Origin of the sequence: Streptomyces sp. NPDC006326, from assembly GCF_040612915.1 — a bacterium.
GTDB lineage: Bacteria > Actinomycetota > Actinomycetes > Streptomycetales > Streptomycetaceae > Streptomyces.
Genome location: NZ_JBEXRC010000092.1, coordinates 1 through 11,618 on the forward strand (window position 1 = coordinate 1; position 11,618 = coordinate 11,618).

The 11,618-nt window shown below is 71.5% G+C and carries 9 protein-coding genes; 3 read left to right on the top strand and 6 right to left on the bottom strand.

All coding sequences use genetic code 11. The features are described 5' to 3' along the window. A partial coding sequence (locus ABZ128_RS34935) for a SidA/IucD/PvdA family monooxygenase (protein ID WP_356853859.1) occupies positions 1-1,106 on the bottom strand: 1,106 nt, incomplete at its 3' end. 92 nt (positions 1,107-1,198) lie between these two features. Beyond that, on the bottom strand, positions 1,199-2,545 hold the full coding sequence (locus tag ABZ128_RS34940; RefSeq protein WP_356853860.1) for an MFS transporter: 1,347 nt from the start codon (positions 2,543-2,545) through the stop codon (positions 1,199-1,201). Positions 2,546-2,718: 173 nt separating this feature from the next. Between ABZ128_RS34940 and ABZ128_RS34945 the strand changes: the two genes are divergently transcribed. Then, positions 2,719-3,399: a 2'-5' RNA ligase family protein gene (locus ABZ128_RS34945; protein ID WP_356853861.1), complete on the top strand. Its 681-nt coding sequence runs from the start codon at positions 2,719-2,721 to the stop codon at positions 3,397-3,399. Here ABZ128_RS34945 and ABZ128_RS34950 read toward each other — a convergent pair. The 3 genes from ABZ128_RS34950 to ABZ128_RS34960 form a co-directional block, all read right to left on the bottom strand. After that, positions 3,378-4,826, bottom strand: coding sequence for a glyceraldehyde-3-phosphate dehydrogenase (locus ABZ128_RS34950; RefSeq protein ID WP_356853863.1), 1,449 nt, complete (start codon positions 4,824-4,826; stop codon positions 3,378-3,380). The two genes, ABZ128_RS34945 and ABZ128_RS34950, sit on opposite strands and share 22 nt — an antisense overlap. Positions 4,827-4,941: 115 nt before the next feature. Continuing rightward, a complete protein-coding gene (locus ABZ128_RS34955; protein ID WP_356853865.1) occupies positions 4,942-6,981 on the bottom strand; it encodes an APC family permease in 2,040 nt (679 codons plus the stop codon). A 260-nt stretch (positions 6,982-7,241) separates the two neighbouring features. Continuing rightward, positions 7,242-7,613, bottom strand: a complete 372-nt coding sequence (locus ABZ128_RS34960; protein ID WP_356853866.1) for a carboxymuconolactone decarboxylase family protein — start codon at positions 7,611-7,613, stop codon at positions 7,242-7,244. Positions 7,614-7,695: 82 nt separating this feature from the next. On the opposite strand from ABZ128_RS34960, the gene ABZ128_RS34965 reads away from it, so the two are divergent. After that, on the top strand, positions 7,696-8,571 hold the full coding sequence (locus ABZ128_RS34965; protein ID WP_356853868.1) for a LysR family transcriptional regulator: 876 nt from the start codon (positions 7,696-7,698) through the stop codon (positions 8,569-8,571). On the opposite strand, the gene ABZ128_RS34970 is transcribed toward ABZ128_RS34965, so the two are convergent. Continuing rightward, a complete protein-coding gene (locus tag ABZ128_RS34970; protein ID WP_356853869.1) occupies positions 8,520-8,951 on the bottom strand; it encodes a Fur family transcriptional regulator in 432 nt (143 codons plus the stop codon). The genes ABZ128_RS34965 and ABZ128_RS34970 overlap by 52 nt on opposite strands. Positions 8,952-9,329: 378 nt before the next feature. On the opposite strand from ABZ128_RS34970, the gene katG reads away from it, so the two are divergent. Next, entirely contained in the window at positions 9,330-11,561 is a 2,232-nt protein-coding gene (gene katG, locus ABZ128_RS34975; protein ID WP_356853870.1) for a catalase/peroxidase HPI, read from the top strand. Positions 11,562-11,618: the final 57 nt, after the last annotated feature.

Consider the following 11,618-nt stretch of genomic DNA (forward strand, 5'->3'; position numbering starts at 1 on the left):
CGGCTCACCGTCACCTCCTCCAGCCCCACCTGCGCGGCCAGCTCCCGGACCAGGGCGGGCTTTTGCGGGTCGTAACCGGTGCCCAGCAGCACCAGATCACAGCGCAGCGGCTCGACCTTGCCGCTCAGCCGGTCCCGCAGGTCCAGCACGACCTCCTCGCCCTCGACCCGGGCCCCCACCACCTCGGTCATCGCCCGCACCGAGGAACGCTGCGGTCCCAGCACTTTCTGCCGGTACAGCATCGTGTACAGCTCTTCCAGGAACGGCGGCGCGAGACCGGCGTAATTGGTGAACCGCAATTCGTCCAGGAGCTGTTCACGGACTTCCGCCGGTGTGTCGTGGAAATCGTCCACGAAGGAGGGGAAGAACAATTCGTTCACGAATTTGCTGGTCTGGTAGTTCTGCAGTCCGATCGACCGTACGACCATGGTGATCTGAGCGTGCGACAGGTTCTCGTGGAGGGCGAAGAACATCTCCGCCGCGCTCTGCGCCCCGCCCACCACCACCGCGCGGACCGGCTTGTCCTTCGGGATCCCGGCGATCCGCGACCGGTAGTGCGCGCTGTGGATCACCCGGTCCCCGGGCAGCCCCGCGAACACCTCCGGAATGCGCGGATCGCGGCCGCCGCCGACCACCAGATCGCGGCACCGGATCCGGTCCCCGTCGCTCAGCAGCACGCTCCAGCCTGCCACCGACCCGTCCTCGGCATGCACCGGTTCGATGCGTTCTGCCCGGGCTCCGCAGCGGATCCGCACCCGCTCCAGCGAGGCCGCCACCCACTGGAGGTAGTCGGAGAACTCCCAGCGGAAGGGGTGGAACGTGCCCAGGTTCACGAACTCGTCCAGCCGCCCCTGCTCGTGCAGGAAGCTCAGGAAGGAGAACCGGCTGCACGGATTGCGCAGGGTCACCAGGTCCTTCAGGAAGGACACCTGGCTGCGCGCCCACGGCATCAGCAGATCACGCTGCCATGTGATGTCCGGGTTCTGTTCCAACAGCAATGTGCCGTCCGCCAATTCGGCCGAACCCGACTCCTCTATGGCCACTGCGAGCGCCAGATTCGCCGGACCCGCACCGATCGCCAGAACGCCAACCTCCCGGTCCGTCACACTTCCCCCTCGATCGCATGGATCCCACTCGCGGACAGGCAGTAGCGAGGCTAGATATCCGCTGTTCCCGATCGATAGGGGAAGTTCTCCCGTCAGCTGGGGAATCTGAGCCGGGAACGGGGCTGCGGCCCGGGCACGGCGTCCAGCCGGTGCAGTGCGGTGCGCCGCTGTACGGCGGCCAGCCCGGCGACCGCCCCTCCGAGCAGCAGCCAGCCCGCCGGCCCGGCCGTCATCACCGCCCCGGTGAGCAGCAGCGGCCCGGCGGACTTCTGCACGGAGGGGGACATGCCCGCCACGCCCAGGTACGCGGCCCTCGCCTCACCGGGGGCGAGGCAGACGGCGAGTTCCCAGGAGCTCACCGACCGCATCAGCTCCGCCGTGGTGGCCAGCACCGCGCTCGCGAGCAGGAGGACGGAGGCGGCCCAGACCCCGTGGCCGGGGGTGAGGGCGAGGAGGGTGCAGCTGGCGAGCATGGTCAGCCCGTACAGCCGGACGGCGCCGGCGGCCTGCCGGGGCTCCCGGACCCTGGCCGACACCCGCAGCTGGAGGAGGACGACCAGCACCGTGTTGAGGACGAGGAAGGCGGGGACCAGGGCGTGGGGCGCGTCGGTGTGGTGGACCAGCCACAGGGGCAGCCCGACGCCCAGGATCGAGTCGTCGAGGTTCATCGGGATGTCCAGCAGGACGAACCGAAGGTATCCGCGGTCCCGCCAGGGGCTGGGCGCGGGCCGGGGAGCGGTCGCCGGCGCGTCCTTGGCGGTGGCGGTGGCGGTGGAGGTGGCGGTGGCGGTGGCGGCCACCAGCGTGCGGCCGCGCTGCTCCCGGGTGCGCCACACCAGCGCAGCGGCGGCGAGGAAGGACAGCGCGTCGGCGAGGATCAGCACCTGGTAGGCCCCGCGGGTGCCCACGGCGAGGCCGAGAGCGGCGAGGCCCGCCCCGAGCGCGTACCCGGCGTTCGCCGCACTGCGCGACAGGGCCTGGTACGTGGCGCGGTGCTCGCCGGCGGCGCGGGTCGCGAAGAGCATCTCCAGCGTCTTGGCCGCCCGGTCGCCCAGGGAGGTGAGGGCGACGACGGCCAGCAGCAGCTCGAAGCGGGTGACGACGAGCAGGGCGCAGAGCATCCCGAGGCGCAGCAGGTGGCAGCAGATCAGCAGCGAGCGCACCGGGAAGCGGCCGGCCAGGTGGCCCGCGAGCGGCGAACCGGCGATGCCCGCCACTCCGGCCGCCCCCAGCAGCAGGCCCAGCCGGCCGGCGTCCAGGCCCACGACGAAGGTGAAGAAGAGGACGGAGGAGGCGGCCCACACGCCGGTGCCGGTGCGGTCCAGCAGCTGGGCGAGGAGCATGATCCGGGCGTCCCGGCCGCCCGGGGGCCGGCGCAGCTGCGCCACCAGCCCGGTCTCCTGCCGCCGGTCCTTGCCGGTGTCCGCGCCGCGCCGCATGTCAGGCCCCCGTTTCCCCTGTATCCCTGCATCCCACACAGGTATCTCGATATCGAGATACTTCGCGGTAGCCTGCCGCAGAATAATCTTGACGTCAAGATATTTGGGGACTGTGGGGCCGGCGGTGGCTCCTGCGGGCGCAGCCGCGAGCGACCGGGGCGGAGAATGGCGGTGTGCAAGCCCGACCGGACTACGGCGGGGCCGCGCCCGCCCTCCCCCTCGACGTCCCGCCCACGGCGCGGACGGCGGTGGCGTGGATCCCTCCGGCGGAGCTCTGGCCGACGATCCAGGACATCAGGTGGGAGCACGACCCGCAGATCCGCCGGTGGCCCCCGCACGTCAACCTGCTGTTCGGCTTCGTCCCGGAGGAGGCCTTCCCCCGGGCCGCCCCGCTGCTCGCCGAGGCGGCCGGGGAGAGCGAGCCGTTCGGGATCCGGCTGGAGGGGGTGCGCTTCTTCCGGCACCGGCAGTACGCCACGATCTGGCTGGACCCGGCCGCCGCGGGCACGGCTCCGTGGACCCGCCTGTACGGCGCCCTGGCGGAGCGCTTCCCGGGCTGCCGGGGGCGGCGGCCGGGCTTCACCCCGCACCTCTCCCTCGGCCGGACCCGCCACCCCGCCGAGCTCGCCGCCGCGTGCACCGCCCGGCTGGGCGGCAGCGCGACACGGGTGGAGCGCCTGGTGGTGCTCGCCCGCGACGCCGACGGGCCGATGCGGCCCCGGGCCACCCTCGCCCTCGGCACCGGGGCCCTCACCTGGGAGCCCGAACACGGCGGCCCGGATCCGCAGGAAGCGGATCCGGGCCGGAGCGCGGGTCGGACGGGCCCTCGGGATCAGACCGCCGGAGCCGGGTAGGTCGGGTACTCCACCCCGGAGACGTGCTGGACGACGCGGATGACCTGGCAGGAGTAGCCGAACTCGTTGTCGTACCAGAGGTAGAGGATGGCGTTGTCGCCGTCGACCTTGGTGGCGCCGGCGTCGACGATCGAGGAGTGGCGCGAGCCGACGAAGTCCATGGAGACGGCGTCGGGGGCGGTGGTGAAGTCGATCTGGCGCTTCAGCGGCGAGGACAGCGAGACGTTGCGGAGGTAGTCGAGGACTTCCTCGCGGGTGGTCTCGCGGCCGAGGCGCAGGCTGAGGATGGCGATCGAGACGTCCGGGACGGGGACGCGGATCGAGCTGCCGGTGATCGGCGCCTTGAGGTCGGGCAGCGCCTTGGCGACGGCGGAGGCGGCACCGGTCTCGGTGATCACCATGTTGAGCGGCGCCGAGCGGCCGCGACGGTCGGCCTTGTGGTAGTTGTCCAGCAGGTTCTGGTCGTTGGTGAACGAGTGGACGGTCTCCACGTGGCCGCGCAGCACGCCGTACTCGTCGTCCATGGCCTTCAGCGGCGGGACGATGGCGTTGGTGGTGCAGGAGGCGCAGGACAGGATGCGCTCGTCCGGCTTCACCATGTCGTGGTTGACGCCGTGCACGATGTTCGGGACGTCGCCCTTGCCCGGGGCGGTCAGGACGACCTTGTCGATGCCGGGACGCAGGTGCTTCGAGAGCCCCTCGCGGTCGCGCCACTTGCCCGTGTTGTCGATGAGGATGGCGTCCTTGATGCCGTACGCCGTGTAGTCGACCTCGGAGGGGTCGTTGGCGTAGATCACCTTGATCGCGTTGCCGTTGGCGACGATCGTGCCGTTGGCCTCGTCCACGGTGATGGTGCCCTGGAACTGGCCGTGGATGGAGTCACGGCGCAGCAGGGAGGCGCGCTTCACCAGGTCCTGCTCGCCGCCGCCGCGGACGACGATGGCGCGCAGGCGCAGGCCGTTGCCGGAGCCGGCCTTCTCGATGAGCAGGCGGGCGACGAGGCGGCCGATGCGGCCGAAGCCGTAGAGGACGACGTCGCGGCCCTCGCGGCGCTGCTCGATCTTGTTCTCACCCGTGGCACCGGCGACGGCGCCGGCGGTGAACTCCTCCACGGTCAGACCGCGGTCGTCGTTCTTGTACATGGCGGCGAGCATGCCGATGTCGATCTGGGACGGGCCGAGATCCAGGGTGGTGAGGGCCTGCAGGAAGGGCAGGGTCTCGGTGACCGACAGCTCCTCGCCGTCGATCTGCCGGGCGAACCGGTGGGTCTTGAGGATGCTGACCACCGACTTGTTCACCAAGGAGCGGCTGTGAAGCAGGACAGTGACGTCCCGCTCCCGCTGCAGCTTCCCGATGATCGGGATCATCGACTCCGCGATCTCCTCGCGGTTTTTCCAGTTGGTGAACGAGTCCTCGTTGACAGTCACAGGATTATCTTTCGAGCTAGGCGGTGCTCATATGCTAACCCCTCGAAAATCTGGCCCATCAGGCGGTACCGCCTGAGCGGGGATACCCCCTCCGAGCGCGGACGAATGCCCCGGTTCAGGGTGATGTGCCGGGGGAAACGGCGCCCTCGCGGGGAGGGGTGGGCTCGCCGCGGCGGTACGCGCCGGGGGCACGGGCGACCGGGTGGTCGGCGGAGGCAGCGGAGCTCAGCTGCCAGGGCACGCTCGTCACCATGACGCCCGGGGTGAAGAGCAGGCGGCTCTTCAGCCACAGGGCGGACTGGTTGTGCAGGAGGTTCTCCCACCAGTGACCGACCACGTATTCGGGGATGAAGACGGCGACGACGTCCCGCGGCCCCGCACGCCGGACCGAGCGCACGTACTCCACGACGGGCTTGGTGATCTCCCGGTACGGGGAGTCGATGACCTTGAGCGGTACGTCGATCTCGAACTCCTCCCACTGCTCGCGGAGCCGGGCCGGCCCCTCGCGGTCCACGGCCACCGTGAGCGCCTCCAGCCGGTCCGGCCGGAAGGCCCGCGCGTAGGCCAGGGCGCGCATGGTCGGCTTGTGCACGGTGGACACCAGGACGATCGCCAGGACGCGGGAGGGCAACTGCCGTTCCGCATGCGGGTCGGTGACCGCGAGCTCGGCGGCGGTGCTGTCGTAGTGCCGGCGGATGCCGCGCATCATCAGCCACAGCAGGACGGCGGCGAGCACGGCCAGCCAGGCCCCCTCGGTGAATTTGGTGATCAGCACGATCACCAGGACCAGGCCGGTGATGACCGCGCCGGTGGCGTTGACCGCGCGGGACCACTGGTGCCGGCGGCGGGCGGCCGGATCGCTCTCGGTGCGCAGCTCGCGGTTCCAGTGCCGGACCATGCCCGTCTGGGACAGCGTGAAGGAGGTGAACACGCCGAGGATGTAGAGGTGGATGAGGCTGCTGACGTTCGCCCGGTAGCCCCACAGCAGCAGCCCGGCCACGACGGCCAGGGCCAGGATCCCGTTGGAGAAGGCCAGCCGGTCGCCGCGGTTGTGCAGCTGGCGCGGCAGGTAGCGGTGCTGGGCGAGGATCGAGGCGAGCAGCGGGAAGCCGTTGAAGGCCGTGTTGGCGGCCAGGATCAGCACCAGGGCGGTGACGGCCTGCAGGAAGTAGAAGCCGAGGCTGTCGGTGCCGCCGAAGACGGCGGAGGCCAGCTGGGCGATCACGGTGCGCTGGGTGTACGTGGAGCAGTCGCCGGCGAGGCCCGTGAGCCGGCAGGCGTCGTCGGTGATGTGCACCCGCGCGAGGACGGCGAGGGTGGTGACGCCGGCGAACATGGCCACCGCGGTGATGCCCATCGCGGCCATGGTGGTGGCGGCGTTGCGGGACTTGGGCTTGCGGAAGGCCGGTACGCCGTTGGAGATCGCCTCCACGCCCGTCAGCGCCGTACAGCCGCTGGAGAACGCGCGCAGGACCAGCATCACCAGGGCCGGCCCCACCAGGCTCGCGTCCCCGCCGGCCGGCCTGATCCCGTACGCGGCGCTCTCGGCCACCGGGGCGTCGCCGAGCAGGTAGCGGAACAGACCGGTGGCCACCATGATCAGCACGCCGCCGATGAAGAGGTACGTCGGGACGGCGAACAGCCGGCCCGACTCGCGCACCCCGCGCAGGTTCATCGCCGTCAGCAGCGCGACGAAACCGAGGGCCATCAGCACCCGGTGCCCGGCCAGTGAAGGCAGCGCCGAGATGATGTTGTCCACCCCGGACGCGACCGACACCGCCACGGTCATGACGTAGTCGACGAGCAGCGCGGCGGCGACCACCAGGCCGGCCGAGGGGCCCAGGTTCGTCGAGGCGACCTCGTACGAGCCGCCGCCGGTCGGGTAGGCGTGGACCACCTGGCGGTACGAGACCACCACCACCGCCATCAGGGCGACCACCGCGGCCGCGATCCAGGGCGTGAAGTGCAGGTAGGCCAGACCGCCGAGCGTCAGGACGACGAGGATCTCCTGCGTGGCGTAGGCCACCGAGGACAGCGGGTCGGACGCGAAGATCGGCAGCGCCAGCCGCTTGGGCAGCAGCGTCTCGCCCAGCTCCTCGGTGCGCATGGCCTGCCCGATCACCATCCGCTTGAGGACCTCGGTCACGTTGAGCACGGCACGAGCCTAGGCCGGTGCCCGGGGACCACCCCGGCGGCGCGCAGACGCGTCAGGCACCGGGAGCAGACCCGCCGGGGCGCGGGCGGCGGGCGGCGTCCGCACGGCCGCGCTGGTCGACGGAGCCCGGACCGCGGGCACCGCGGGCGGGGACCGGACCTGACGCCGCCCGGCCCGCCGGTCAGGTACGGCGTCTGCGCCGACCGGGCCGGCAGGCGCCCATGCACCGTCCGCAGGCGGTGAACAGGCGTCGGAAGAACTCAGCCATGGGCGTGCTCCCCGGTGGGCGCGGTCTTCCCGTTCTCCTGCCGTTCCCCGTGGAGGCGGTGGGAGAGCAGCGCGTGCGCCATGGTGCCCCCCGCGCTGACGGCCGCGGCGACGAAGGCGACTTCGGCCATCTCCTGGCCGGTCGCACCGGCCTCGGCGGCGCCGCGGGTGTGCGTGTCGATGCAGTAGGCACAGCGTTGGGCCGTGGCGACGGCCAGGGCGACGAGTTCGCGGTGCTTGCGGGAGACGACGCCGTCGTCACGGAAGGCGGCGGCGTGGAAGGCGAGGAAGGCGTCGGCTTCGGTCTTCGCCAGATCCCGGATCTGGCCGACGCGGTGCAGGTCAGAAGGGTGTTGGTAGGTCATGACCTGATGGAAGCAGGCCCCGGCGGCCCGGGTCCAAGACTGCTTTGATCACCGTGCACGCCCTTTCGATATCGTCCCGGACATGGACTTGCGCAAGCTCCGGTACTTCGTCGCCGTCGCGGAGGAGGGCAATGTGGGCCGGGCTGCCCGTCGCCTGCACATGTCCCAGCCCCCGCTCAGCCAGCGCATCCGGGAGCTGGAAGCCGACCTGGGCTGCGCGCTGTTCCTGCGCACGCCGCGCGGCATGACCCTCACCCCGCCGGGTGAGGTGCTGCTCGTCGAAGCCCGCATGCTGCTCGAAGCAGCCGAGCGGACCCGTGAACGGGTGCGCCGGGCAGCGGGGGAACGGGTGCTGCGGGTGGGGGTGCTCGGCCCCGGGGAGGCGGCGCTGTCCGCCGCCGTCGCGGAGTCCTTCACGGGCGCCCACGAAGGGGTGGCGGTCCATCTCGTCCAGGGCGGGCTCGGCGACCCCACCCTCGGCCTGGCGGCCGGCCGGGTCGACGTGGCGATCACCTTCACGCCGTTCACCCGCGCGGGCCTGTCGGTCCGCACGGTGCGGCACGACCCGTGCTACGCCGCCCTGCCCGCGTCCGACCCCCTGGCCGGCGTCCCGCACGTGCGGCGCGCGGACCTCGCCGGCCGGGTCTGCGTACGGCTGCCCGTCGGCACCGACCCGGTGTTCCGGGCCCATTGGGAGCCCCACGGCGCCCCGGACGGACCGCTGGTGAGTTCGCTGGACGAGTGCCTGCACGCCGTGCTGTGGCAGCGCGCCGCGGCGTTCGTCCCCGAGCAGGCCGTGCGCGGTCACCGGCTCCCCGGTATCGCGTACGTCCCCGTGGCCGACCTGCCCCCGGCCGCACTGGTGCTGGCGTGGCGCCGCGGCGACCGCAACCCGCTGGTCGCCGACTACGTCCGCGCCGTCTGCTCCGCTGCGCAGGACGGGCACAGGCCGCGGTAGGTGACCTCGACCTGGGACACCGTGAAGCCGAACCGCTCCCCCTCCGGGAGGCCGGCCAGGGGGCTGCCGGTCGGGTGCACATCGCGGATGAGGCCGCACCGGGAGCACACCAGGTGCTGGTGCGGATGGCGGGCGTTGGGGTCGTACCGCTTCGCGCGACCGTCCGTGGAGACCTCCACGACCTCTCCGAGCGAGACCAGTTCGCCCAGGGCGTTGTAGACCGTCGCACGGGAGATCTCGGGCAGCCGCCGCATCGCGAGGGCGTGCACCTCGTCGGCCGTGAGGTGCACGTGGTCGCCGTCGAGGACCTCCGCGACGACGCGCCGCTGGGACGTCATCCGCCAGCCGCGCCCCCGCAGCCGTTCCACAAGGTCACTCATGTCGACTCACCTCTTCAGCTCGGCGGGACACCCCGAATGTACCCGGGAACGTCCGGGATCCGATCGGATATGGGTTTGGTGTTCTTCTTGACTTGGATTCTGTCCATCGTAGGATCGGCTTCGTTGACAGCCAAGGGACAGACCGACTCCGGAGCGGGCGGGAGACAGGGACGTGGCGGACCTCCGCCGAGGAACCACGCGGGGCCGGCGGTTAGGCGCGGCCCTCCGCATCCCGCTCCCCTGGACCCTCCGGGACGGTGACCACCCCGGCGTCACAGCGATCGACGGCCCGCGGCCACCTCCTGCGGCCGCGTGCCCGACTGTTCCACCCCACGCAGTTCCTGAGCACCGTGATCCGCCTGGTCCGGAAGGATTCCCATGTCTGAGAACCATGATGCCGTCGTCACAGACGCCAAGACGGAGGGCGCAGGTGGCTGCCCCGTCGCCCACGACCGCGCCCCGCACCCGACGCAGGGCGGCGGAAACCGCCAGTGGTGGCCGGATCGGCTCAACCTGAAGATCCTCGCCAAGAACCCCGCCGTGGCCAATCCGCTGGGCGAGGAGTTCGACTACGCCGCCGCGTTCAAGACCCTGGACCTGCCGGCCGTCAAGCGGGACATAGCCGAGGTGCTGACGACCTCCCAGGACTGGTGGCCCGCCGACTTCGGCCACTACGGCCCGTTCATCATCCGCATGGCCTGGCACAGCGCGGGCACCTACCGGATCAGCGACGGCCGCGGCGGCGCGGGAGCCGGCCAGCAGCGCTTCGCCCCCCTCAACAGCTGGCCGGACAACGCGAACCTCGACAAGGCCCGCCGCCTGCTGTGGCCGGTGAAGAAGAAGTACGGCCAGAGCCTCTCGTGGGCCGACCTCATGATCCTCGCCGGCAACGTGGCCCTTGAGTCGATGGGCTTCGAGACCTTCGGCTTCGGCGGCGGCCGCGCGGACGTGTGGGAGCCCGACGAGGACGTCTACTGGGGTCCCGAGACCACCTGGCTCGACGACGCCCGCTACACCGGCGACCGCGAGCTGGAAAGCCCGCTCGGCGCCGTCCAGATGGGCCTCATCTACGTCAACCCCGAGGGCCCCAACGGCAATCCGGACCCGCTCGCCGCGGCCCGCGACATCCGTGAGACGTTCCGCCGCATGGCGATGAACGACGAGGAGACGGTCGCCCTCATCGCGGGCGGCCACACCTTCGGCAAGACCCACGGCGCGGGCCCCGCGGACCACGTGGGCGCCGACCCCGAGGCCGCCTCCATGGAGGAGCAGGGCCTGGGCTGGAACAACACCTTCGGCAGCGGCAAGGGCGGCGACACCATCACCAGCGGCCTCGAAGGCACCTGGACGAACACGCCGACGGCCTGGGACAACAGCTTCTTCGAGATCCTCTTCGGCTACGAGTGGGAGCTGTTCAAGAGCCCCGCCGGCGCGCACCAGTGGCGGCCCAAGGACGGCGCGGGGGCCGAGACCGTGCCCGACGCGCACGACCCGTCCAAGAGCCACGCCCCGACGATGCTCACGACCGACCTCTCGCTCCGCTTCGACCCGGCCTACGAGCAGATCTCCCGCCGCTTCCTGGAGAACCCGGCCGAGTTCGCCGACGCCTTCGCCCGCGCCTGGTACAAGCTGACCCACCGCGACATGGGCCCGGTCGTGCGCTACCTCGGCCCCGAGGTCCCGGCCGAGACGCTGCTGTGGCAGGACCCGCTCCCCGCGGTGGACCACGAGCTGGTCGGCGCCGACGACATCGCCGCGCTCAAGAGCCGCATCCTCGCCTCCGACCTGACCGTGCCCCAGCTCGTGTCCGCGGCCTGGGCCTCGGCCTCGTCCTTCCGCGGCAGCGACAAGCGCGGCGGTGCCAACGGTGCGCGTGTCCGCCTCCAGCCGCAGAGCGGGTGGGAGGTGAACGAGCCCGACCAGCTGGCGCGGGTGCTGCGCACCCTGACGGAGATCCAGGAGGGCTTCAACGCCGCCCAGAGCGGGGGCAAGCGGATCTCCCTCGCCGACCTGATCGTCCTCGCCGGCGCGGCCGCGGTGGAACAGGCTGCCAAGGACGCCGGTTTCGAGGTGGAGGTCCCGTTCACGCCGGGCCGCGTGGACGCCTCGCAGGAGCAGACGGACGTGGAGTCGTTCGCCGCGCTCGAACCGGCCGCCGACGGGTTCCGCAACTACCTCGGCAAGGGCAACCGCCTGCCGGCCGAGTACCTGCTGATCGACCGGGCCAACCTGCTGACCCTGAGCGCTCCCGAGATGACGGCCCTCGTCGGCGGCCTCCGCGTCCTGGGCGCGAACCACCAGCAGTCGAAGCTCGGCGTCTTCACCCACACCCCCGGGGCGCTGACCAACGACTTCTTCGTCAACCTGCTCGACCTGGGCACGAAGTGGAAGGCGACCTCCGAGGACCAGCACACCTTCGAGGGACGCGACGCCTCCACGGGCGAGCTCAAGTGGACCGGCACCCGCGCCGACCTCGTCTTCGGCTCGAACTCCGAGCTGCGCGCGCTCGCGGAGGTCTACGCGAGCGACGACGCGAAGGAGAAGTTCGTGAAGGACTTCGTCGCCGCCTGGGACAAGGTGATGAACCTGGACCGGTTCGACCTGGTCTGATCACGACGCCGTCCGGCCGGCCCGCGGGGCCCCCCCGCTCGCCGCCTACACCCCGCC